The organism is Streptomyces sp. NPDC004647 (genome assembly GCF_040609575.1).
Classification (GTDB): domain Bacteria; phylum Actinomycetota; class Actinomycetes; order Streptomycetales; family Streptomycetaceae; genus Streptomyces.
Window position 1 is genome coordinate 37,529 of the sequence record NZ_JBEXKU010000044.1, and the last position, 22,089, is coordinate 59,617.

Consider the following 22,089-nt stretch of genomic DNA (forward strand, 5'->3'; position numbering starts at 1 on the left):
GGCACAGCAATCGGGGCCCTGCGTCAGGCAACCGAATTCCTATAAACCGGCTACCGTCTACCGTCTGCCGCGCGGGCAGGTCCGCCGGGGCCGAGCCAACTCGTGGACGGGCAGTCGGCTCCCTCAGGGAACCGGTTCGTCGTGCCGGAGCCGACGCGGGAAGAACTCGATGAACGAGATCGAACCCGGCGCCGAGAAATGCACCCCGGCCCATGAGCCGTCCACGAACCCGATCTCGTGGTTGTCGGGTGCGACGTCGCGACGGTCACGCAGCCATGCAACCTGTCGGATGTCCACGCTCCAGCCGGGCTCCACCTCGCCCAGATCGCCGTTCCGGCGGCCGCGCTGGACATACGTGATCCATAGCCGCCGATCAGTCAGCTGAATGACGTGAACTACACCTGTCGTCTTCGCACGGGGGTGCAACGCCGCGGCGAACTGTCCGGCCAGGCTCTTCCATCCACCCTTGAGCGGTTTGCCTCGCTTGCGTTCCCGTTCGAACAGCAAGTCGAGGCCAAGGCTCGAAACAACGCCCTCAAGAACGAAGAGTCGCCCGATCAGCGACTTTGCCCCTTCCCACCGGTCACCGGGCATCCGTAGTCCCCGAAGGACACGCGGCCGACGCCACCTGCGCGGCTTCGGCAAGCGCTGCCCGGGCCACACCAACTGGCTCTCCAGCAGCCGCTCACCGGCAGGCAGTACCTGTGCTGCCCTCGTCTTCGCCTCTTTGAACGGCACACCACGGAACCGAATTGCAGCTCGCAGTCTCATCCGAATGCCTCCAGCACGGACCGTCCGCCCGTAGGCGCCGATTCCGCCAGCCGCTCATCGTAGCTTCGGGTCGGGCCGGTTCGCGTACGCGAGCGGACCGCCTCGAGGCAGGTGGCGAGTGATGGGCGCGTCAGCCGATGAGGAATCTACGTCACGCCGCCCTACCGATGGGCACGTGGGCGGTGCCGCTGTAGGCCGACTGTGCGCCTGGCCGTATGGGCGGGTGCTCTCACAACAATTCTCAATCGGCAACCGGCTCCCCCTTCACTCCGGACCGCAGGACAGCGGGCCATGGCCGGCCGACAGCCATCACGAGGTGAGCGCTGCCGAGCAGGCTCAAAGCGATTGCCGTACAGCCGAAGTGCTCAATCGCAAGGTAGCGCCACCTTCACTGCTGCTGGTTCGACCACGACCCGGGGGGAGCCTGGTTGGGCTGCGGGGGCGCTCCGTAGGGGCCGGGGGAGCCCGGTGCTCCGTAACCGCTGGGGGCTCCGTACCCGCCAGAACCTCCGTACCCGCCAGGACCTCCGGGCGGAGGACCGTTGCGACCCTTCCTACGCTTCACGACCACGATCACCACGACAGCAGCAACGACCAGGAGGGCGAGAACGCCCAAGGCGATGGGCGCGAGGCTGATGTCGCTCTCAGATTCCTCGGACCCGGTGCTTCCGGAGTTGGGACCCGAGTTCTCAGGTGCCGCATCGCCCGACTCCGACGACGAGGCCGCAGGCGACTTGAGGGGGCCATTTTTCGAGCCGGCGGGGATGTCGCGCTCGAGCGCTGCCAGCGGCTGGATGAAGCCGTAGCCGTACTTCTCGTCCGGAAGGGATCGTTCCTTGGCGGAAGCCGGAAGCCCCGCGGTCTTCACGAGTCGGTTGGCGATCTGCCCTGCGGTCAGGTCAGGGAATTTCGCTTGCAGGAGAGCTGCTGTGGCGGAGACGTAGGCACTGGCGTCCGAGGTGCCTGAGCCCTTCCCGTAGGGAAAGGACTTCGTACGGCCTCCCGTCGAGACGATTCCGGTAGCGGGCGCAGTCAGCATGAGAGACGGCCCGTAATTTGAACCCTCCCACAGCTCGCCAGAACTCTTCACCCCACCAACAGCAACCACACCCGGATATTGCGAAGGGTAGTTCTCAACCTCAGGGCCCGCTCCTTCGTTCCCGGAGCTAGCCACTACTAGGACGTCATGCTTCAAGGCATATGAAATCGCCTCGGCATCACCGGAGGAATCGCTGCCCCCTTGAGAGATGTTAATTACCGACGCACCCTGATCCACGGCATAGCGAATCGAGGGACCAAATCCCTTACCCTTGAGACCGCTGTCGCGGATGGGTAGAATCTTGGCCTCTGGGGCCAGCCCCATCACGCCTTCCGCGGCCCCGGCGCCATGACCGTGTCCAGCGATGATCCCGGCCATATGGGTTCCGTGAGTGTCCCCGCCCTCCGGATCAGCAGACCCTCCATCGATGAAGTCCTTACCGCTGAGGACATTCCCCTTCAAGTCCTGGTGCTGAGCGTCGACCCCGTCGTCAATGACAGCAACGGTCACGCCCTTCCCCTTGGAGATGCGCCAGATGTCTTCAGCCTTGAATGCCTTCAGCGCCCACTGGTCTTCTCTCACCTGATCTGCCGAAGCGACCGGCGCGGTTCCGAAGAGCAGTGCTCCCGCCACTGCCGCGCTACCCACCGCACGCAGCGTCCGCGTGAAGCTCATGCTGTAACACCTCTCCATACCAGAACAGGGCCCGCAGCCCGAAGACCGCGGGCCCCATCTCGTTTCCGCCGACCGGTCGCCCGACAGCTAGTTACTCAATGACACGAGGAGCCACGTTACGCCCCGAAGCCCAGGTCTCCTCATCTTCCACCAGGTAGTCAGGACGCTTGCCGCGGGCCTTTTCATCGTTCTCGTTGGCTCCGCGAGCACCGGGCGCACCTGCCATGCCCACGCCCCGGCCCGCACCAGGGGCCCCCGCCTGCGCACCGCCACGGCTCCGGTGCAAACCGGAACCACCCTGCGGTCCGGCGCCGGGCTTGTTCTTCCCAGCGCCGATGACACCGCCTGGCTGACGCGCCAGACTGCCACGGCCTCCTGCGCCCTTGGCGCTGCCGGCGCCGGCGGCACCAGCCCCGCCGCCCATTCCCGGCGCACCGGTACGCCCGCCACGCGTGCCCGCACCCGCACCGGCACCACCGCGAGTGACACCGCCTGCGACTCCTCCACCCGGAATACCGGGCGTGCCAATGGTTCCAGGCCCCGCTCCGGGGTTACCAGCGCCCGCGTTCAAGCCACCGCCGAGCCCCCCTCCTCCGCCGGGACCAAGACCTCCGCCAGCACCCCCTGAAACGCCGTTGAGCCCGGTCCCAATCTGAGAACCCGGCTTCGGCGCGCTGTGCACGCCACCGGTGATGCCCGCCGTGCGAGGCGAGTTGAGGCCGCTGGAGGATGCGTAGCCGGAGCCCTTTCCAGCGGAATTCGTGGACCCCGCATTTACGGACTTAGGACTCGACGGGCCCCCAGGGAGAACTGCCGGGACGGGTGCCGTACCGCCCGGCTCACCCGGGTAGTCCTCCTCCGTCTCCTGCTTTGACCGGCGCTGCCACGTCCCCATCGCCTTGTACTGGGAAGAGTAAGCCGCGCCCAACTGCTCCATCTTGACGGCCATCTCCAGCTGGCGCTCCTTGCCCTTGGAGAGGTCGTCGCGATTGCCGTCCAGCGCCTCCTCCGTGGTCTTGTTGCCATCGGCGAGGTCACGCTTCAGCCCCGAGTCGTCCCGGTCCCAGTCAGTAGCGCTGTCCCAGGCGCTCGACGCCGTACCGGGCTTCTCCATGGCCTCGACTTCGGGCTTGATCCTCTCCAGTGCGCTCGCAGCGTTCCCCATCGCCACTGAGGTGTACCGGGCGTACTCAGCACCGTCGGAGATCTTCTTGGAGATCTTCTTGGCCTGGGCCTGGAAGCTCTCCGCAGCGTCCCCTTCCCAGTCCTTCAGTACCTCGTCGACCGCGGCGGTGAAGATCTTCTTGATCCCGCCGCCGCCCCCGCTCCCCTCGGCCGCGCTACCGCCCACCAGCTGGTTGTAGACCTCGGCCCATCCCCGGGCGACGTCGTGCACATCGCTGGGATTCGATGCGGAGACCATCGCCTTCATGGTGTCCATGTCCATCTCGGCGAAGTTCGTTTCGTGCTCGGCGTTGAAGCACATGGTCGCCGGGTAGTACTTGTATTCGTAGCCGCTCATGTCAGAAGTCCCCCTTCTCGCTGCGCCCAGTTACCGGTATCTCGTTTGTCCCCCACCACATCGTCACGCGCCACCCGACATGTTGGTGATGACCTCGGCGTCCCGGTCCTGATAACTGCCGTGCGCCTTCTTGGTCTTCGTCCCGAACTCGTCCATGACTTCATTGAGGTGAGCGATGATCTGCTCAATATGAATTTTCATGTCCTGGTGAGCACCGGTCAGTTTGCGTGCCTCGATGAAAGAACCGCCAGGCGCGTCGGCGCCAAGCGCACTGGGAGACAAGAACGTCTTGTACTTGGTGTCTGCGTTCGCATTACCCAAGTCCTTCAGTACGCCATTGAGCTTCGTGATCACGTTCTCGAGTGCGCTCAGGTCAACCCTGTACTGCTCCGTAGCCATTCATGGCCTCCCCGTGTGTGGTGGATGGGTTCATTCGGTGCCAGTCGCGAATGGAGACACCCGCACCGGCCAAGAGGTAGATCATGAGCAGTCCTCCGGCCGCACCCCGGACACCGCTGCAGGAGCACGGTTCGTGCGGATCTCGCCACGGACGTGACCGGACGACTGGACGCCTGCACCGACAGCCGCGACGTGGTCCGCGTCCGGAACGGGCCTGACGCCCGGTAGGCCTACCCGCATGTCATCGTTGCTCCGCATGTTGGCCTTGTCGACGAGCCCCCAACCGAGGCTATCGTCGCTGTCCCGCCTCACCCCGTCCACTGTCACTGTTGGCTCCATGTGCCGGATGACTGCTGCGCACCGATGTACACGGGTCGGATAGAGGGCTCGGATAGAGGGCAATGAGGGCGAGTGCACCGGTTGCAGCGCGCCCGCCCTCTCTCACTGTGCGGGCCGCTCGGCCCGCACAGTCGCTCAACCGTCGGCCGCGCGGCCTCAGTTCCAGATGTTGGCGTTCTTGCTCTCGGTCGACTGGTAGTTCTGAGCAGCCTGGTCCAGCGCCTTGGCGATGGACTCCAGGGTCGCGTGCAGCGAGGCGGCGCGCTTGTCCCACTCCGCCTGCTTCTGCCGGTAACCCTCCTGCGCGGAACCTTCCCAGCTCTGCGCAACCTTCTTGACGCCACTCTCCAGGTCGTCGAGCTGCTGCTTGATGTTGCTTGCCGTCGAGCGCACGTCAGTGGCGCCCTGCGTGATCGTCGCAAAATTGACGAGGATCGGGCCGGACATGGTGTCTCCTCGGGGAGTAGATGAGAACGAGTCGATTCAGTGGGCACCAGGCGCCGCCGCGCAGCGCCGCGCCATCATCCGAACGGGGAAGCACCCGAGTTCGACACGATCTGCTGCTGCTCCTCTTCCGAGGCCACATAGTTCTTCGTGGTCGCGTCGATCGCTTCCTTGATATCCATCAGGATCTGGTTGAGCTTGTTGGCGTCCTCGTTCACCTGCGTCTGCATGGTGTTGTACGCGTTCGCCGCCGCGCCCTTCCACCCACCGGTGAGCGTGTCGATCACCGTCTGCAGACGCTTGATCTCGCCCTGGATCGAGCTGTTGACCGAGGAGATACGGCCGCTGAACGCGACCATCTCCTCCTCGGTGGTAGTGAACTGTCCAGCCATAGGTCAACGTCCCCCATGAGACTCTCGGAGCTCATTCCGCGCCGAGTCACAGAGATCACCGCGCGGCCGACACCACTTGATGCCTGTTATCACTCTAGCCACCCCCACTGACAGAGCCCAATGGGGGATGTTGATCGTCATCTATTCAACTACAACGCCCAACTACCATCATCCGCAACCCTTTTGAGAGCAAGATGCCGTCCCGTGACGGCCTGGTCGGTTCGTACTGCCGCCCCCATTCGTCATCAAGCGCCTCGAAGATCCCGCAACGCCACGAGTCGGACTCCGCAAAGATCCTCGTTGTCCTCATCTGCGGCCCAAATGGACAAGACGCCCTGGATTACGAACCATGCGTAGCCCGCCAACCAGCGCTGGGTCAGCCGTAGGACGCGGGGCCGGCCGGCGTCCTCCTCGCGTACGACCCGCATGAAGAACACCAGCTTCCCCACGCTCGCCCCGACGAGCCGTGTGAGTACTACGTGGTTGAGGAGCGACAGACCCAGCGCGCAGCCGATGGCGACCAGAATCGGGGACTCCGTGGTCTGGCTCAACCGTGACCCGGCCCAGACGGCACCGACCACGAGCGCGAGGAACCCGTCGATGAGGATCGCGAAGTTGCGCCGGATGTCGCCTGCCGATTCCGGTACACGGATCGGCTGCGTGGACGGCGGTTGGAACCGCGGATCCGACATGGGCTGGGCATACGGATGCGGCTGGTTGTACGGCTGCGGCTCGACGTACGGGTGCGGCTGACCGTACGCCGGCGACGGCTGCTGGGCGTACGGATTGGACGCGCCGTAGGACGGCTGATGGACCGGCTGCTGAGCCGGCTGCCGATAAGACGGCTCCGGCGATCGGGAAGCGGCCGCCGTTGCATGCGCTGTCGTGGACGAATGCGCTGTCGTGGACGGAATCGGATCGGTGTGACGGAGCGTGTGCGGGAAGAGGTTCGCAAACCGGCTCCACCCGTCGCCCTGGAGGAACACGGTCGCCCAGGACCCGTCCAGGAATCCGATCTCGTGCGTACCGCCCCTGACATCACTCCGGTCCCTTATCCAGACCACCTGGCGCAGGTCCAGAGCCCAACCAGGCTCCGCGTGCCGGCCCAGCCGCCTTCCGAGCCGTGCCTTCTGCACGTAAGCGACCTGCAAACGGCGATCGGTCAGCACGAGGAAGCGGACCGCACCTGTTCCCGTCAGGGGAAACAGTCCGCACACCAGTTGGCCCGCAGCACTGTCCCAGCCCCCGAAGAACGGCTGGCCCACCCAGCGGTCCCGCTGCTCTCCCTTTCCGTAGGCCGCGTCGACGGGGTTCCACCGGAGCGTAATGATCCGCATCAGGACGTAGACCACTCCGACCAACCGGTCGCCCGCCATCCGCCGGCCCTTGAACACGACTGCCCGCCGCTTCCTCGGCGGCTCCGGCATGCTCACCGCGGCCGTCACCCGGTGGAGACCCACCAGATGCTCACCCGGCGGCACCATATGCGCCGCCCTCTCCTGCGCCTCCTGCTGCCGCCGATCCCCGTGTGTCCTGCTGCTCATCCGAAGACTTCCTCCACCCGCATCTCTTCACTGACCTCCGGCTCGCGCCAACGAATCGTCCACCGCCGCCGTCCACGCCATTGGCGTCACACACTTCGAGTGACAGCGCTTGTCCACGGATTCGGTGGCAATTGGTGGCAATTGGTGATCGACAAGCTCGCGGATGTCCCCGGGAAATGATCGCACCGCGGTGTGCGCATACGGCGGCGCGGGCCTGGAGGAGCTTGTACGACTGCTGCGCCGCGAGGGGCGCGCCCATGTGGCCCGTCGCCTCGGCGGACACCCCGCGCATGACATGCCCCGTCCCGGCCCTCCGTACCTCGGGCGCACCCGTGCATTCGCCGTCGGCAGGCCCACCCGCCCCCGCGCGGCGAACCCGGCCCCTTTGGGCTGACGCCCCAGGCACCGCTGCCAGGCTGACCCCACCGGAGACTTAGGGTGTTCGGGTGAGCGGAGAGACAGCGCGTAAGCCGAGCGAGAAGCGACGAGGAGAATCGAAGCCGGCGTGGGGATGGCGGATTGTGGGGCTGCTGTTGGGTCTTGCGATCACCCTCGTCGGTGCCGGAGCGGTCATCGTCAATAGCGTTCAAGGGGTGCAGGCCACTGGCCTCGTCGGCACACGCGGCACGTTCACGGTGGACTACTGCTACGAAACCAGCAGCGGCAAGTGGCCCGACTACAAGTGCCGTGGCACCTTCGCCCCTCGCGCAGCGGAGAGCGCCGACCGGCGTGGCCCGCTCGAGAATGCGGAGAACTACCCGGCCGGAGAGAAGCTCGACGTGGTCGAGGGCTCTGTGGGCGCTGAGGGGTACTTCCGGGAGACCGGTGTGGGGGCGACCCTGGGCTCCGTCATGTGGCTGTGCTTCGGACTGGTCTTCCTGCTGTGGGGTGTCCTCACCTCCCGTAAATGGGCAAAGAGCTTCAAGAAGTAGCGCGCAGGCGCGCCACCTCATCTTTCACCACGGGCAACCCGGTGCTACCTGGCAAGAAGTAAGAACACCACCGCCATGGCGGCAAGCCGAGTACCCAGCGGGTCGAAGGATCCGACCGTGCCGACAGGCAGGAACGCTTGATCGGTCGCGGGGTACTTGGTCGCCGGTCGATTCCCGGTTGCCGCACGGCCGGCTTCACTGTCGCCGCTCGTACGTCGTACGGAACGTCGCCCAAGACCCGTGCAGAGGCCATCCGGCATCACTGACGCACAATCGGCGGGGCCGGCGCGGGTCCGGGGCTGGGGCGGAGCCCGATACCCGGGTGCATGGCTGTCAGACCCCATCGTTACTGTACGGGCGTCAATGATGCGCTGACGCAAGCCAGTTCGAGAGGGCCCGATGACCTATCCGCCGCCGCAGGGCCCGAACCCGTACGCACAAGGCCCCGGCCAGTACGGCCCGCCCCCGGCCTCCCCGCCGTCCGGCGGCCCGGCGGGCTACCCGGCCCCGCCGCAGCAAGTCGGCGGCTACGGTCACCCGGCTCCGCCTCAGCAGCCATGGGGTCCCACGCCACCCCAGAGCCCCGGCCCCCAGAGCCCCGGCCCCCAGGGCCCCTATGGCGGTCCTCAAGGCCCGTACGGACAACCCGGCCAACCCGGCCCGTACGGACAACCCGGCCCACCCGGCCCGTACGGCCCACCCGGCCCACCCGGCCCACCGCCCCAGCAGGATCCGTACGGCGGAAAGAAGGCCTACTACACGATCAGGAACCTACTCCTCATCGCTCTCGCCATCGGCGCTCTCTGGGGGCTCAGGGTGGGGTGGGAATGGCTCTTCCAGTCCGATGCCAAGGCGGTGGAGGTCGGCGACTGCGTGAAGAAGACCGGCTCGGGGACCGATGTGGACGTCGACGCGGTGGACTGCTCCTCCACAGACGCCCAGTATCGAGTCGCCCAGGTGCACAACAACTCGGACATGTCCGTCTGCGACCCGGCCAAGTACAGCGCCTATCAGCAGACCTCGAGTGGCGGCCGCCGCAGGAGCCGGTCCAGTGTCGTCCTGTGCCTGGAAGGCGTGAAGAAGGGCACCGGCGACAGCGCGAAGGACCGAGCAGCTGTCGCGCCCACCGCATACAAGCTGGTCAAGCCGGATGCCCTGCTGGGCGGTGAATACACCTTCAACTCCGCCAAGCCGTCCGAAGCCGGCAAGCGCTCGAAACCGGAGATCGCCTCCGACGGGAAGACCGTCGGCGCCTACTACGACGGTTCGGGAGAGGAAGAGCTGTACATCTTCGGCATCTACGGCACGATCAAGGACCCGAAGCGGACCGTCGACACGGTGAGCAGGGACTTCGGGTCGGGAGTCGACGCTCCGCCCACCGAGCAGACGCCGAGCGGTTTCGACGGTGACGCCATGAAGTGCGGCAGCTCAAAGCCGGATGCGACCTCGGGCGCTTACTGCGTCTTGGGCGACGGCGGCACGATCATCCTGGTGACCTGGAAGGACAGGGCCGGCTCCACGCCCCCATCTCCCGCCGAGTTCGCCGAGACCGCCAACAAGGTACGCAATGAGATCCGCGTGAAGAAGTGACCTGTGGACCGACCGGGGCCCCGACCGTGCTCGCGGAGAATACTCCGCACATGCGGGAAGAATGCTCGCGGGAGCCGGGCCCCGGTCGCTCAGCTGAAGGACGCCGAAGCTGACGGATGCCAAAGCTGACGGACGCCAAAGCTGAAGCACGGGCAACTCCGTCACACCAACCGTCGTACGCAAGGGGCCGCCCGACCGCGCCCAGCTGTCCGAACGGACGCCGGTCCGGTCAGTTCTCCTGCCACGCGCCGACAATCGACGCGAAGGCCAGAAAGGCGGACCACTCCGCCGCGGCGAAAGTGAGCGACGGACCGGAAGGATCCTTGGAGTCCCTTACGTGGACGGCGGTACCGGGCCGGATCGCGACCTCGACGCAGTCCCCGCCGCCCGAGTCGCTGTAGCTCGACTTGAACCACTGCAAGGTGTTCATCTCTCTCCTGCCAACCGCTCGATGAGGTCCAGGGATTCGTCCGGGCCAAGGGCCTGCGCGCGGATCATCGCATACCGCGTCGCCAGCGCGCTCACCTCTTCCCGGTCACTGATGAGCAGACTCTTGCGCTGTGATTCGAGATACACCAGATGATGGTGTTCTGGGGTTTCGATGAGCTTCATGGGGCCGTCGAGGCCGGCGTGTTCGCCGCGAGCGCCCCGGTTCAGCGGGATCACCTGGACCGTCACATTGCGCCGTGCGGCACACTCCGCGAGATGCGCGAGCTGAGCGCGCATCACCTCATGCGTCCCGATCTGCCGACGTAGCGCGGACTCTTCGAGGACCAGCTCGATCAGAGGAACCGGCTTGCGGTCGAACAGCGCCTTGCGATCCATTCGAGCGTCGGCCAGCTGCCCCACCTCCTCCTCGTTCCGCGGCGGGAAGCCGCAGCGGAGCACCGCGCGGGCGTACTCCTCGGTCTGGAACAGGCCGTCGATCACCAGCGTCTGGTAGGAGGAAACATTCAGCGCCGCTGCCTCCAGCAGCACGTAGTCCTTGAAGTACGGCGGATAACGGTCGAGTACGAGGTACTTGCCCGCCATCTGCAGCAGCCCGGCCCCACCGCCCAGTACGTCCTCCAGCCCGGCGAGCATCTTCTCGCCGGGCAGCTGCTTGCAGTTCTCCAGCGCGCTGATCGCCGCACCGGTGTAGTTGATGCGCTTGCCGACCTCCTCCTGCGTCAGCCCGGCCTGTTCGCGCAACGTCCTCACCATCTCGGCGAAGTACTGCGCCGTCGCCGAAGCCGTCCCTCTGCGCTCCGCCCGTGCCATCCCGGCCACCCCTTGAAACCCGATTCAAATCGTCTCAACTCACGTACGAGCAGGGCTGAACGCTTCCGCGGATCGGCACTCAACCACTGTCGACGCTAGAGATCGAGGCCGAAAGTGGTCTCATGAACACGGAAAGTTACGACGTACGGGCGGCGCGCCACCTGCCCTGGGTTCCGGAGTCAGGAATCCAACTCCGCAAGGCAGGCGTGCACTTCGACGCCATCCGCGTCGCTGACCGGCTGGGCCGCGAACTGGCCGACCAGCTCGCCCAGCTGACCGCGGGCAGCCCTGGCCCCGTCATCCAGCAGGCGAATGGAGAGCGCTTCGTCTACTTCCTGGTGCCGGTAGGCAGCACCGGACACCGTCGCTGGCCGACCGACGCACAACAGCTCACCGGCAGAAAACGGTTGCAGCGCGACTCCTACGTGGGCGTACCCGCGCTGGAGGGCGCGACCTGGCCACTCTCCTGGCGCTACCCGCCGGGGGTGGACGACCACCTCGTCCACCCTCTGCTCCTGCACCTGACCTTGTGCGTATTGGTCGGATGGCCGCCGGAGTCCCCATGAGTCGCCGGTTGATCGGCTGACGCCCAAGTTGAATCATATTCCCGAGAGCCTTCGGGACTTGCTTGAGCCGTATGCGCGGATGACGCGCACGTACAGTTCTGCGGGGGCGGGGACGCAGCAATGCGTCCCCGCTACCCGACACCCAGCTGCTGGCCGATCTCGCCGATGTCACCGGCCTGACCGGCGCGTTCACACACGCGCCGCGTCGGCTGCGACTGCGTGGTACCGCGCACGACCCCGGCCGGATCGCGGTCGATCTGGCGGTGACGCTCGCCGACAGCGGCGAGGCGATGGCGGACCTGGCCCTGCTGCGGGACCAGGCGGAGGTGTTCGGCCCGGTCGCCTCAACTTCTGCCGCCTGGCGCCTGCTGGACGGCATCGACCCGCCGCACTCGCCCGCCTGCGCTCGGCGAGAGCCACCGCCCGGGAAGTTCGCCTGGCGGGCAAGGCCATCTCCAGGGCGTCCAGGGGAAGTTCGGTGCCGCATGTGTGAAGCGACCTGCCAGCCGACGATCAGCCGGGAGCACACGTCCAGGACGAACGCCATACGCCCAGCTTTCGGTGGGCAGTGCTGGCTGGTCTCCTAGGAGGGAGCCCGGTCGGTTCGTCGACCCCGTGGGGCCGTTCGGCGGTCTGAAGTATTGCGTTTTGTCCAACTGGCCAGTGTGAGGCATACGCTGAACTGGCACAACTGGCTTTCCCTCGGAGGCCGTTGCGTGGCGGCCCAAGTTCTCCTATCTCGGGTACCGTTGGCATACGGAAAATCGCACTCGCCGAAGGAATAGCTATGCCCAGCGAACCAGAGAAGCAGGTTGATGACTCCGAGTTCATGGACGTCGCCAAGGACCCAGCGGAGGCACGTGCGCTGCGCAAGGCCCTCCAGCAGATTGCCGGTGGGGGGGCGGGAGATACGCTCAAGGAGATGGCTCAAGATACCCTCTCCGGTCGTATCGGTCTGCGCCAGGCCACAGAAACCTCTGGTTACACCGATGCCCTGATCGAGAAGGCTCAGCCCTTTCGGGAGCAATGGGATGCGATGTCTGAAGCTGAGCGCCAGGCCCGTGCTGTCGAAGGTGAGCGGGCCCTCGACGAGCACCGACGTGAAATAGAGGAAGAGCGCCGCGCAGCGCAGCGTCAGAACTCGAAGTCCGGTGGCGCTCACAGCGGGAAAAACTGGTCGCTGTACTAAGTAGCCCCGTGTCGTGCGGCATTCGAGCCTAAGCGTCACTGCAGCCCCCGTCGGCGGCAGCTTCAATCTATTACAAGACCCAAGGGGGATGGGGAGAACGTGAGTTTTGCTGTAGATGTTGCGGATCTGGATGGGTACGCAAAGCTGATATCTCGCGCGAACGAGGACATCCAGGCAGGCATTGACTTCATGCAGAAAAACGCCACTATCGAAGACTCGATTGGAGATCTCTGGCAGAGCGTCTTCGTGCCTCACGGCCAGCATGTGGACGATGCGAAGAAATGCCTTAATGGATTCAAGCGCATCCTCGATACTTCTTCGCACGAGCTCTCCAAGTCTGCCAAATATTATCAGCAGACCGATGAGGACCAGGCCCGAAAGCTCGACGCTACCTACCCGCAGAGCAAGGCTGATCGAAAGGGTGATCTCAGCGAGGCGAAGGGGACTTCGGCAAATTTTGCGGACATGGAAGACGCCGGCTCGCATTTGAAGGCCCCCGGTGGCGGGGACGGGTACGTAGCCGACTGGGTGGGGGAGTTCTCGGAGCATCCGCTCGAGAAGGCCGCCGGAACGGCTCTCGATTTTGCCAGCCCTTCCGCCACAGTTCTCGAATTCATCAAGGTGATGACCGGGTGGGATCCGCTTGGAGACTTCGTTAGCTGGATGACGGGAGACTGGGAGTCATTTCTGAACTGTGCGGATGTCTGGGGATCTTTGGCCGATCTCTGCGGAGCGATTTCCCGGAATATCAAGGCAGGTAACATCGAGCTGGACGCGACCTGGCAGGGCAATTCGGCAGATGCTGCGTACGCCTATTTCGATGAAGTCGGCAGCAAGCTTCTCACTCTCGAGGAAACTTTCAACTCGCTCAAGGATAACTACTTGAGCATTTCCGGCGAAGTTTACGCTTTCGCGGAGTTCTACAAAGGCAACTTGGTGGATGTCATTGATCTGGGCGTCAAGGCATTGCTGAACTTCATTGCCGGCCAAGTGGCGTCGGGCACGGTCTTCGGCGCCCCTGCGGCTGCAGGATTTTTTGCCATGTCTGCACTGCAAATCGTGAGGGTGATGGAGCGGTGGGGAGAAGCGGCGGCAAGGTTTGGTTTGGCAATGAAATATACCAATGCTGCGGCAGGAGTTATTAACGGTGTACTAGCGGGAACGTGTAATAGTGTTAATAGCTTCCCGGTGCCCGGCTCGGCTTACGACAGCCGGGTCGCATAGGCGCACCGTGCAGACCGGGTTGATCTCTGCCCGACAGCTGTCGGGCAATGGAGGAATAGCATGACTATGCCAGAGCTTCCCGATATGGGAGATCCGATTCCGCGAGAGGGGCCTACGCAAAGCAAGTACACCTTCCACAGGAATGCGTTGATCTTCTTCGGCGTGGTGTCCCCGTGGATCTTCATCTACGTTTCGACGAGGAATCTGGGGCTTCTCTGGCTCTCGGTGCTGAATCTGATCGGTATGTACACGGGGTTCTATGTCATCATTCGCGCCTGGCGGCGGAACCAGACTCGTCGCGTGTATGTAGCGCTGGTGGGTTCGATGGCGTGCTTGATCGTCTGCACATCACTGTTCAGTATGCTGAACTGAACTGGAGCTTGGAGCCCTGGGCCTCGCGCCACTGCACTGCCCCTCCCTCCGGTCCAGACGTTCGCAGACCAGCAGTCAGGTCAGGGAACTTGGCACGCAGGAGAGCAGCAGCGGCGGAACGCAGTGGCCTCGGAGGTGCCACTTCCGGTTCCGTATTTGCCAGTCGCACTTGTGATCCTTACGTTTTCACCAGGCGCCGTAAGGAGTAGATGCGGGCCGTGGTTTGACTGCTCCTGCTCCCACCACTGCTGTGTTGCCCGCCAGGCGCAGCGTTCGCGTGAAGCTCCTGCCACAACACCTCTCCATACAGATTTTGGGGCCCGCCGAAGACTGCGGGCCCCAGGTCGTATCAGCCGACCCTCGCCAGCGACAGCTACCTACTCGATGACACGAGGAGCGGCATTACACTCCGGCGTCCACATCTCCTCATCTTCCGTCAGGTAGTAAGGACTCTGGCCTCGGCTCTTCTCCTCGTTCGTGTTACTCCGCAAGCACCGGGTGCGCCCGCCACCGGGCCCTCGCCAGTCCCACCGCGAGCCACCAGTCAATCCGCCGCCACCCAGTCCACCTCCCGCACTGAGTCCGCCTACTGCCACCGAATCTCTGACTCAAGTCACTAGTACTGGCCCGGGGGTTGAGTGGGAGGTGCACTCGGGTATGCGCCGGGCGGCCCAGCCTGCTGCGGATACGCACCGGGCTGCTGCGGGTACCCACCAGGCTGCTGGGGCGGGAAGCCAGGGGCGCTCGGACCGAAGCCTCCGGGGACGCCTGGGGGCGGTCCATTGCGCCGGTTCTTGCGCACGATGACCACGATGAGGAGGGCGATGAGTACCAGGACTCCAGCGGCGATGCCAACGATGGCGGCAGTGGCCAAGCCCTTTTCTTCCTCAGCCTGGTTGCTCCCACTCGCATCGGTGCCGTCCGCCCCATTTGAACCAGCGGCCACGTCCTTGGGCATCTCCAGCGGACCGTTCCTCGGGCCGGCGGGGATGTCCTTGGTGAGGGCGGAGTAGGGGCGGATGATGCCGTAGCCGTAGTCGGCGTCGGGGAGCTTGAGGTGCTTCTTCGAGTCCGGCAGGACAGCAGTCTTCACCAGACGATTGATGATCTGGCCTGCGGTGAGGTCCGGGAACTTCGCACGCAGGACGGCCGCAGCACCGGAGACGTAAGCCGTGGAATCCGAGGTGCCGCTCGTCAGTTGGTAAGGGGTGGTTGCAGCAGCGGACCTGATGTACTCGCCTGGAGCCGTCAAGGTGAGTTTCGGATTGGAGTTGGAGTCCTCCCAATCCTCAAGATCCTTGCCCACTGCCCCAACGCTGACGAAGCCTGGGGCATCGGCCGGAGTGCCTAGCCTGTTCGAGTTTTCGTTGCCCGCGCCCGCTACGAGGACGACATCCTTCTTGAGGGCATAGGAGATCGCCGCCTTGTCGTCAGCGGACAGCGCAAATGTGTTAAAGGAGACATTGATTACCGTCGCGCCTGCGTCAACGGCGTAGGTCAGGGCCTCGGCGAGGGCACCGCGAACGAGCTCCTCCCCACCGTCTTCCTTCATCATGTCGACTGGGAGGATCTTGGCATCGGGAGCCAGTCCTTTCACACCATCCGCGCCACTGGCACCATGACCATGGCCTGCGATGATCGATGCCATTCCCGTGCCGTGGTCGTCCACCGACTCCTGGTCGGCTCGACCGCCAAGCAGCTTCTTCCCCGGCAGCACGTTCCCTTCGAGATCAGGGTGGGTCCCGTCTACGCCGTTATCGAGAACGGCAACCTTCACGCCTTTGCCCGTGGATTCCTTCCACACGGCATCGGCATCGAAGGCTTCCAAAGGCCATTGGTCATCTCTGATCTTGTCTGCCGAAGCGACCGGCGCGGTTCCGAAGAGCAGTGCTCCCGCCACCACCGCGCCGCCCACCGCACGCAGCGTCCGCGTAAAGCTCATGCTGTAACACCTCTCCATACCAGAACAGGGCCCGCAGCCCGAAGACCGCGGGCCCCATCTCGTTTCCGCCGACTACGCGTTCGGCAGCTACCTACTCGATGACAGGAGGAGCCACGTTACGCTGCGGCGTCCACGTCTCCTCGTCCTCCAGGAGGTAGTCGGGACGCTGACCGCCGCGGCCCTCATCCCCGCCTCCGGCACCGCGCGCCCCGGGTGCGCCCATCATCCCTGCACCTCTGCCGCCTCCTGGGGTGCCGGCCTGTGTACCACCCCTACTGCGGTGCAGGCCGGAGCCACCTTGCGCGCCTCCACCGGTCGCGCCCCTTGCCGCTCCGGCAACTCCGCCAGCCTGCCGGGCCAGGCTCCCACCGCGGCCGGTGCCACCGGCGCGCCCAGCCCCGGCGCCTGCACCGGCGCCCGCGCCGCCGGCCATACCCGGCATGCCGGCCCGGCTGCCGCGCGACCCGGTGCCCGCACCCGCGCCCGCGCCGCCGCGGGGACCGCCACCGGCCATGGCACCACCCGGCATACCAGGCATGCCGGAAACAGCGGAACCGCTTCCTGCGCCGCCGGAAGCACCGCCGGATCCCACGCCACCGCCGAGACCGCCACTGGTGCCGAGACCACCGCCCGTACCCAGACCACCGGCGCCTCCATCCGTGAATCCGTCGAGGCCGGTCTTGACAGGCATGCTCGGACTCGTCGGCTTCGGCATATTGGCCCCGCCGGAGATGCCACCTTGGTCAGGCAAGCTGATTGGCTTCATCGAGGAAGAAGCACCTGAGCCGGTCCCACCGGAGGGCATTCTGGCGCCGGCTGTGGGGCGTTGAGAAACGCCTGTCGGCACGGGGTTGATTCCGCCCGGACCCTGCCCGCCCGTCGGATCCTCCGGCTTCTCGGGGATTTTGCCGTTGATGGGCTGTCCCGGTTCCGGAAGGCTGGCCGAAGACGCTTTGTACTGCGCCCCGAGCGTCTCCATGGCTATGGCGGCCCGGAGCCTGAGCTTTTGGTGGTCCGTCAGATCGTCCGGAGCGTCACCCTCGCCGCCGTAACCCTTGAGAACCCCTTCGGTGGACATTCCTTCTTTGAGGAGCTTGTCCAAATCCCCATCCGACATGGTGAAGCCATGGAGATCCTCGAAACCGTCCCCGAAATTCCACTCTTCTTCGAGGGGGGTGATCTCGTCAACTGCCTTCTGCAACTGGCTCGCTGCCGTGCCCATCACCTGTGCGACGTGCTTGGCATAGGGAGCGCCGTTGCTGAAATTCTCGCTGATCTTCCCAGCTTGCTCAGCGAAGCGGTCGGCTGACTTACCGTGCCAGGTCTTCAGCACCTTTGCCACTGCATCGTCGAACTTTTTCTTGATTCCACTGTTCGCGTCCGCACCGATGAGCAGGTCGTGGACGTCCTGCCAGTTCTGGGCAATGTCCCTCACCAGGCCGGGATTTGCTCCATCCAGCATCTGTTTGATGCCGCCCAGGTTCTGCTGATTGAAGGCCGTCTCGTGGGTGTACCAGGTACCACCACCGGCCGTAGCATCTTTACTCGTCATCTCATGGCCCCCATTTCCTGCCCCTCCGCCACCAGCCACCTCTTCGACGGCTTCACTTCAACGAGGTTTCCTTCGTGTTGACCTTCTCCGAGTCGTCGTAGGTTTCCTTGACCTTCTTCGACTTGCTGCCGAAGTCATCGATAAGATCCCTGATCAAATCGACGATGTGCGTCTCTATGTAGCTCTTCATTTTCGTATGAGCGTCGTGCAGCTCCTGCTGCTCCGAGAAGCCGCTCCCCAAAGCCTTCGGCGGCAGGTACGTGGCCTCGTACGTCTTGGTGCACGGCCCACCTGGGCCCCCCATTTCGCCGAGGACTGCGTTGAGTTCCTTGACGACCTGGTCCAGCGCATCGAGGTCAACCTTGTACTCTTCAGCCATTGATGGCCTCCCCGTTCGTGAATGCAGTTTTGCGGCGCCAGTCGCGGATGGCGATGCCCGAGCCGACGATGGTGCAGATCGCGAGCAGGCCGCCCGTGAAGACGTAGACGCCGTAGCGAGCCCGGCGTTCCTGTGGGGTCTCGCCGAGAGTGAGTGTCGCGGGCTGCGCGCCATTGCCACCGGCGGCCGCGGCAGAGTTCTCGTCCGGGGTGGGCTCGCCTGTCGGCTTGTCGTCGTTGCTCAGCGCCGCGACAGGGTCCACTACACCCCAGCCGATGTTGTCATCGCGGTCCGGCCTCACGCGGTCGGCCGTCTGCTCCAAGTGCCAGATGAGTTCTTCGTAGGACCAGTTCGGGTGCTTGGCTTTGAGCAACGCTGCGACACCGGCTGCGTAGGGAGCGGCGAAGCTGGTGCCCTGGTCCACGCAGTGGCCGCCGCCCGGAACAGTGGAGACCATGTCGACCCCGGGCGCGGCGATATCGACGAAATCGCCGGCCTGGGAGAAGGGGGCTCGTTCGTTGTTGCGGTCGGAGGCGGCCACACCCAGGACCCCATCGAACGCGGCCGGGAAGGTCGACTTTTTCTCGCCGTTCGCTCCGTTGTTCCCCGCCGATGCGATGACCAGGATGCCCGCTCCCTTGGCTCGCTCCACGGCCTTCTCGAGGGAGCTGCCGGGCGGGAGGTTCGCTGTGGCGCCCTGCGAGATGTTGATGATGTCAACATCCTGCGCGACGGCGTAGTCGATCGCCTTCACGAGGACGGGGACCTCGCCCCCGCCTTCGGCATCATTCGATCGGACCGGGAGAATCTTTGCTTTGGGTGCGATCCCGAAGAAGCCAGTGCCAGGCACCGGACGTGCGGCGATGATGCCGGCGACCTTGCTGCCATGCCCGACGGGGTCCGTGGTGCCGTCGCCCTTATCGACGAAGTCCTTACCCTTGCCGACCGCACTCCTGAGCTGACTGTTCGCGTTGTCGACGCCGCTGTCTATGACCGCGACCGTGACGCCTTCTCCCTGGGTATCGGCCCACATCTGGTTGGTCAGCAGGCGCTGCAGGGACCAAGGTGTCCCCTTGATCGGGTCGGACGGGAAGTTGCACTGGCCGTTGTTCAGCTGCACTCCGTCGTCGCCGTCGTCCGCGGTGGCCGGCAGCGCGGTGGCGCAGGCCAGACCGAACGCGCACAGCGCCGATGCCAGGGCTCGTGCGCCGGTGCGGCGGCGTCCGGATCGGTGTCCCACGACGCGGAATCCCACGGGTTCTCTCTGCTCTCCCTCGGCACACAGCGCACCTGCTGTCAGCAGGTGCGCAGGTACATGGGTCGGATATTGAAATAATTGAAATAAGGGCGAGCGCACCGATTACAGCGCGCCCGCCCTCTCTCACTGTGCGGGCCGCTCGGCCCGCTCAGTCGCTCAACCGTCGGCCGCGCGGGCCTCAGTTCCAGATGTTGGCGTTCTTGCTCTCGGTCGACTGGTAGTTCTGGGCAGCCTGGTCCAGCGCCTTGGCGATGGACTCCAGAGTCGCGTGCAGCGAAGCGGCGCGCTTGTCCCACTCCGCCTGCTTCTGCCGGTAACCCTCCTGCGCGGAACCTTCCCAGCTCTGCGCAACCTTCTTGACGCCACTCTCCAGGTCGTCGAGCTGCTGCTTGATGTTGCTTGCCGTCGAGCGCACGTCAGTGGCGCCCTGCGTGATCGTCGCAAAATTGACGAGGATCGGGCCGGACATGGTGTCTCCTCGGGGAGTAGATGAGAACGAGTCGATTCAGTGGGCACCAGGCGCCGCCGCGCAGCGCCGCGCCATCATCCGAACGGGGAAGCACCCGAGTTCGACACGATCTGCTGCTGCTCCTCTTCCGAGGCCACATAGTTCTTCGTGGTCGCGTCGATCGCTTCCTTGATATCCATCAGGATCTGGTTGAGCTTGTTGGCGTCCTCGTTCACCTGCGTCTGCATGGTGTTGTACGCGTTCGCCGCCGCGCCCTTCCACCCACCGGTGAGCGTGTCGATCACCGTCTGCAGACGCTTGATCTCGCCCTGGATCGAGCTGTTGACCGAGGAGATACGGCCGCTGAACGCGACCATCTCCTCCTCGGTGGTAGTGAACTGTCCAGCCATAGGTCAACGTCCCCCATGAGACTCGCACGTCGCCCGTAGGCCGCCGAAGCAGCGCCCGTACGGTCGGCATCGCCTGTTGATGCCTTCTGTAACTCTAACCACCTGGTCTGACATCCCCAATGACGGGAGGCCAATTGTGACGCGTTCACTACAGTCGTCAACTGGCCTTATATGCAACCGGTTTGATCGCAAGACCGGCCAATTCCGGAACTTCCCGGTCAAGACGTCAAGACCCCTGCGGCTGGCTCGCGGACTTGGTGTCCAGCGAAGGCCCCGCCGAGAGCAGTCGCGACCACTCCTTGGGCACCAGCGCCGGAGAGGCGATGCCCCCGTACCCGAGCCGGATCTGCGACTGGTTCACGTCCTTGTCGGCAGTGCCCGTGCTGTCGGCGCTGTCGTTGTTCGCCGGCACCGAGTAGCGCAGCCCGGTGTCCGTCAGCAGGAACGTCGACCCGTCCGCCGATGCGCCCGTGACCTCCTTGTAGAGCAGGCCGCTGCCGGGGGACACATACGCGCTGCTGCTGCCGTCGGCGATCGGCGCCGGGTAGTCGCCGCCCGCCCATGTCGACATCTCGCGGGTCCCGGTCGACTCGCCGCCGACCTGCTTGTCACCGCCGTAGTAGGCGCTGCAAATGACCCGGTCGCCGCTCTCCCTGGTGTTCGCCTGCGTGGTCACCTCGGTCGGCCACGGCACCTTCCGGCGGTCTCCCAGGAACGGCGGCTCGTTGGCGGTCACGCTGGCCGCGCCCACATGGACCGCCTTGGGGTCCCTGTCGTAGACCGCCTGACCCACCCGCCCCTCGAGCAGCAGCTTCGCCACGAAGTCGGACACCAGCGCCACCCCGTTCTTGAGGACGACGTAGTGCTCGCCGTTGGCCTCCAGCACCTTGCCGACGGTGCGGTGTTCCTCCGGCGCGCCTGTGGTGGACGACGGTTCGCCCACACCGTCCACCATCGGCAGGAAGATCGGGAGCGGGCTCTTGGTGACGCTGTTCATCCACTCCTGCGTCACCTTCTGCGGCTCCGCCAGCTCTCCGAAGAGGATCTTGCGAAGCAGCTGGTCCTCGACCTGCTTCACCGCGGGCGAGACCGGCTGACTCCGCCTGGCCGCAAAGGTCGCATCGAGCGGGTGGGCGACGCCTCGGCCGTCCACCAGGTACTCCTTGCCGTCCGGGTCCTCGACGTACAGCGATTGATCGCCGTCCAGTTTGCCCTTTTTGGTGCTCGTCAGCTTCTTGCGGTTGTCGTCGTTCTCACTGAAGACGAAGACGGCCCGCTGCGCCTTCGCGCGCGAACTGCCCCCGCTCGGACGCTCGCACAGCGCCCAGGTCTTCTTCTTGCGGGCATCCTCTTCGCTCGGCAGCCGGTCGGGCGCGTACGGGATGCCCACAGTCGCCCCGTGCTGCAGTGCGTCGGCCCCGTCCAGCACCGACTCCTTCACCTTGACGACCTGGAACTTGTTCGGGTCCTTGAGGAGAAGTCTGGCGGAGGCGAGGTTGAGCACCGGATGGAGCAGCTTCTTCTCGAACGTCTCGTCGCCGTCCTTGTCGACCCCCAGGACCACATAGCGGGTCGTGGACTGGTCACCGACGATGACGTTGACGCCCGGGTCGTCCCAACCCTTGGGCGCGGCGGGCTTGATGAGGCCGCACGCCCCGAAACCGACGAGTATCACCACGCCGAGCACGATGGTGGGCACGACGTTGCGCACCGGCCGGGGCGCGCTCTCCATCGAACCGTTGGGCAGGGGTTTCAGGAACGACGCCACCGTCCGCTTGCGTGCGAAGTTGTAAGCGTTGAGCTCGTCCCGACGTGATGCCATTGTTGCCCTGTCTCCCCGCC

General features: G+C 65.0%; 22 protein-coding genes and 1 pseudogene. 7 read left to right on the top strand and 16 right to left on the bottom strand.

Annotation, left to right across the window (positions count from 1 at the left end; all coding sequences use genetic code 11):
* Window positions 1–123: 123 nt before the first annotated feature.
* From ABZW18_RS20370 to ABZW18_RS20400, 7 genes are all read right to left on the bottom strand, one after another.
* Window positions 124–594 (bottom strand): hypothetical protein, encoded by a 471-nt coding sequence (locus ABZW18_RS20370; RefSeq protein ID WP_356189258.1) that lies wholly within the window; start codon window positions 592–594, stop codon window positions 124–126.
* Window positions 595–1,159: 565 nt separating this feature from the next.
* Window positions 1,160–2,485, bottom strand: coding sequence for a S8 family serine peptidase (locus ABZW18_RS20375; RefSeq protein ID WP_356189260.1), 1,326 nt, complete (start codon window positions 2,483–2,485; stop codon window positions 1,160–1,162).
* Between the two features lie 91 nt (window positions 2,486–2,576).
* The gene (locus ABZW18_RS20380; protein WP_356189262.1) at window positions 2,577–4,007 is read right to left on the bottom strand and encodes a hypothetical protein; all 1,431 of its coding nucleotides are present in this window, start codon (window positions 4,005–4,007) and stop codon (window positions 2,577–2,579) included.
* A 63-nt stretch (window positions 4,008–4,070) separates the two neighbouring features.
* Entirely contained in the window at window positions 4,071–4,406 is a 336-nt protein-coding gene (locus tag ABZW18_RS20385; protein WP_356189264.1) for a hypothetical protein, read from the bottom strand.
* 495 nt (window positions 4,407–4,901) lie between these two features.
* Entirely contained in the window at window positions 4,902–5,192 is a 291-nt protein-coding gene (locus ABZW18_RS20390) for a WXG100 family type VII secretion target (protein ID WP_356189265.1), read from the bottom strand.
* A 74-nt stretch (window positions 5,193–5,266) separates the two neighbouring features.
* On the bottom strand, window positions 5,267–5,581 hold the full coding sequence (locus ABZW18_RS20395) for a WXG100 family type VII secretion target (protein ID WP_356189267.1): 315 nt from the start codon (window positions 5,579–5,581) through the stop codon (window positions 5,267–5,269).
* Window positions 5,582–5,826: 245 nt separating this feature from the next.
* On the bottom strand, window positions 5,827–7,125 hold the full coding sequence (locus tag ABZW18_RS20400) for an RDD family protein (RefSeq protein WP_356189269.1): 1,299 nt from the start codon (window positions 7,123–7,125) through the stop codon (window positions 5,827–5,829).
* 446 nt (window positions 7,126–7,571) lie between these two features.
* Here ABZW18_RS20400 and ABZW18_RS20405 point away from each other — a divergent pair, with 446 nt between their 5' ends.
* Window positions 7,572–8,057, top strand: coding sequence for a hypothetical protein (locus ABZW18_RS20405; protein WP_356189271.1), 486 nt, complete (start codon window positions 7,572–7,574; stop codon window positions 8,055–8,057).
* Between the two features lie 399 nt (window positions 8,058–8,456).
* Window positions 8,457–9,647, top strand: a complete 1,191-nt coding sequence (locus tag ABZW18_RS20410) for a hypothetical protein (protein ID WP_356189273.1) — start codon at window positions 8,457–8,459, stop codon at window positions 9,645–9,647.
* A gap of 229 nt (window positions 9,648–9,876) precedes the next feature.
* On the opposite strand, the gene ABZW18_RS20415 is transcribed toward ABZW18_RS20410, so the two are convergent.
* On the bottom strand, window positions 9,877–10,077 hold the full coding sequence (locus tag ABZW18_RS20415) for a DUF397 domain-containing protein (RefSeq protein ID WP_356189274.1): 201 nt from the start codon (window positions 10,075–10,077) through the stop codon (window positions 9,877–9,879).
* On the bottom strand, window positions 10,074–10,907 hold the full coding sequence (locus ABZW18_RS20420; RefSeq protein WP_356189276.1) for a helix-turn-helix transcriptional regulator: 834 nt from the start codon (window positions 10,905–10,907) through the stop codon (window positions 10,074–10,076). The genes ABZW18_RS20415 and ABZW18_RS20420 overlap by 4 nt, the downstream gene beginning before the upstream one ends.
* Window positions 10,908–11,029: 122 nt before the next feature.
* Between ABZW18_RS20420 and ABZW18_RS20425 the strand changes: the two genes are divergently transcribed.
* The 5 genes and pseudogenes from ABZW18_RS20425 to ABZW18_RS20445 all read left to right on the top strand — a co-directional run bounded on the left by ABZW18_RS20425 (window position 11,030) and on the right by ABZW18_RS20445 (window position 14,258).
* Window positions 11,030–11,473 (top strand): hypothetical protein, encoded by a 444-nt coding sequence (locus tag ABZW18_RS20425; protein ID WP_356189277.1) that lies wholly within the window; start codon window positions 11,030–11,032, stop codon window positions 11,471–11,473.
* 143 nt (window positions 11,474–11,616) lie between these two features.
* Window positions 11,617–11,906 (top strand): annotated as a pseudogene (locus tag ABZW18_RS20430) (IS1380 family transposase); the annotation flags it as partial.
* A 354-nt stretch (window positions 11,907–12,260) separates the two neighbouring features.
* Window positions 12,261–12,662, top strand: coding sequence for a hypothetical protein (locus ABZW18_RS20435; protein WP_356189279.1), 402 nt, complete (start codon window positions 12,261–12,263; stop codon window positions 12,660–12,662).
* Between the two features lie 99 nt (window positions 12,663–12,761).
* Window positions 12,762–13,886 carry a hypothetical protein gene (locus tag ABZW18_RS20440; protein ID WP_356189281.1) on the top strand — a complete coding sequence of 375 codons (1,125 nt, stop codon included), beginning with the start codon at window positions 12,762–12,764 and terminating at the stop codon, window positions 13,884–13,886.
* A gap of 60 nt (window positions 13,887–13,946) precedes the next feature.
* The gene (locus ABZW18_RS20445) at window positions 13,947–14,258 is read left to right on the top strand and encodes a hypothetical protein (RefSeq protein WP_356189283.1); all 312 of its coding nucleotides are present in this window, start codon (window positions 13,947–13,949) and stop codon (window positions 14,256–14,258) included.
* A 616-nt stretch (window positions 14,259–14,874) separates the two neighbouring features.
* On the opposite strand, the gene ABZW18_RS20450 is transcribed toward ABZW18_RS20445, so the two are convergent.
* The 7 genes from ABZW18_RS20450 to ABZW18_RS20480 all read right to left on the bottom strand — a co-directional run bounded on the left by ABZW18_RS20450 (window position 14,875) and on the right by ABZW18_RS20480 (window position 22,069).
* Window positions 14,875–16,200, bottom strand: coding sequence for a S8 family serine peptidase (locus ABZW18_RS20450; RefSeq protein ID WP_356189285.1), 1,326 nt, complete (start codon window positions 16,198–16,200; stop codon window positions 14,875–14,877).
* 91 nt (window positions 16,201–16,291) lie between these two features.
* Window positions 16,292–17,752, bottom strand: coding sequence for a hypothetical protein (locus ABZW18_RS20455; protein WP_356189286.1), 1,461 nt, complete (start codon window positions 17,750–17,752; stop codon window positions 16,292–16,294).
* 52 nt (window positions 17,753–17,804) lie between these two features.
* Window positions 17,805–18,131: a hypothetical protein gene (locus ABZW18_RS20460; protein WP_356189288.1), complete on the bottom strand. Its 327-nt coding sequence runs from the start codon at window positions 18,129–18,131 to the stop codon at window positions 17,805–17,807.
* Entirely contained in the window at window positions 18,124–19,488 is a 1,365-nt protein-coding gene (mycP, locus tag ABZW18_RS20465) for a type VII secretion-associated serine protease mycosin (RefSeq protein ID WP_356189289.1), read from the bottom strand. The genes ABZW18_RS20460 and mycP overlap by 8 nt, the downstream gene beginning before the upstream one ends.
* A 79-nt stretch (window positions 19,489–19,567) precedes the next feature.
* On the bottom strand, window positions 19,568–19,858 hold the full coding sequence (locus tag ABZW18_RS20470; RefSeq protein ID WP_356189265.1) for a WXG100 family type VII secretion target: 291 nt from the start codon (window positions 19,856–19,858) through the stop codon (window positions 19,568–19,570).
* A gap of 74 nt (window positions 19,859–19,932) precedes the next feature.
* A complete protein-coding gene (locus ABZW18_RS20475) occupies window positions 19,933–20,247 on the bottom strand; it encodes a WXG100 family type VII secretion target (protein ID WP_356189267.1) in 315 nt (104 codons plus the stop codon).
* 226 nt (window positions 20,248–20,473) lie between these two features.
* Window positions 20,474–22,069, bottom strand: a complete 1,596-nt coding sequence (locus ABZW18_RS20480; RefSeq protein WP_356189291.1) for a type VII secretion protein EccB — start codon at window positions 22,067–22,069, stop codon at window positions 20,474–20,476.
* Between the last annotated feature and the right edge of the window lie 20 nt (window positions 22,070–22,089).

Coding starts and splice junctions, on each gene's coding strand:
- ABZW18_RS20470 (WP_356189265.1), bottom strand. CDS start 19,858: ATGTCCGGCCCGATCCTCGTCAATTTTGCGACGATCACGCAGGGCGCC.
- ABZW18_RS20410 (WP_356189273.1), top strand. CDS start 8,457: ATGACCTATCCGCCGCCGCAGGGCCCGAACCCGTACGCACAAGGCCCC.
- ABZW18_RS20400 (WP_356189269.1), bottom strand. CDS start 7,125: ATGAGCAGCAGGACACACGGGGATCGGCGGCAGCAGGAGGCGCAGGAG.
- ABZW18_RS20450 (WP_356189285.1), bottom strand. CDS start 16,200: ATGAGCTTTACGCGGACGCTGCGTGCGGTGGGCGGCGCGGTGGTGGCG.
- ABZW18_RS20415 (WP_356189274.1), bottom strand. CDS start 10,077: ATGAACACCTTGCAGTGGTTCAAGTCGAGCTACAGCGACTCGGGCGGC.
- ABZW18_RS20480 (WP_356189291.1), bottom strand. CDS start 22,069: ATGGCATCACGTCGGGACGAGCTCAACGCTTACAACTTCGCACGCAAG.
- ABZW18_RS20375 (WP_356189260.1), bottom strand. CDS start 2,485: ATGAGCTTCACGCGGACGCTGCGTGCGGTGGGTAGCGCGGCAGTGGCG.
- ABZW18_RS20385 (WP_356189264.1), bottom strand. CDS start 4,406: ATGGCTACGGAGCAGTACAGGGTTGACCTGAGCGCACTCGAGAACGTG.
- ABZW18_RS20380 (WP_356189262.1), bottom strand. CDS start 4,007: ATGAGCGGCTACGAATACAAGTACTACCCGGCGACCATGTGCTTCAAC.
- ABZW18_RS20445 (WP_356189283.1), top strand. CDS start 13,947: ATGACTATGCCAGAGCTTCCCGATATGGGAGATCCGATTCCGCGAGAG.
- ABZW18_RS20455 (WP_356189286.1), bottom strand. CDS start 17,752: ATGACGAGTAAAGATGCTACGGCCGGTGGTGGTACCTGGTACACCCAC.
- ABZW18_RS20395 (WP_356189267.1), bottom strand. CDS start 5,581: ATGGCTGGACAGTTCACTACCACCGAGGAGGAGATGGTCGCGTTCAGC.
- ABZW18_RS20425 (WP_356189277.1), top strand. CDS start 11,030: ATGAACACGGAAAGTTACGACGTACGGGCGGCGCGCCACCTGCCCTGG.
- ABZW18_RS20390 (WP_356189265.1), bottom strand. CDS start 5,192: ATGTCCGGCCCGATCCTCGTCAATTTTGCGACGATCACGCAGGGCGCC.
- ABZW18_RS20435 (WP_356189279.1), top strand. CDS start 12,261: ATGCCCAGCGAACCAGAGAAGCAGGTTGATGACTCCGAGTTCATGGAC.
- ABZW18_RS20475 (WP_356189267.1), bottom strand. CDS start 20,247: ATGGCTGGACAGTTCACTACCACCGAGGAGGAGATGGTCGCGTTCAGC.
- ABZW18_RS20420 (WP_356189276.1), bottom strand. CDS start 10,907: ATGGCACGGGCGGAGCGCAGAGGGACGGCTTCGGCGACGGCGCAGTAC.
- ABZW18_RS20460 (WP_356189288.1), bottom strand. CDS start 18,131: ATGGCTGAAGAGTACAAGGTTGACCTCGATGCGCTGGACCAGGTCGTC.
- ABZW18_RS20370 (WP_356189258.1), bottom strand. CDS start 594: ATGCCCGGTGACCGGTGGGAAGGGGCAAAGTCGCTGATCGGGCGACTC.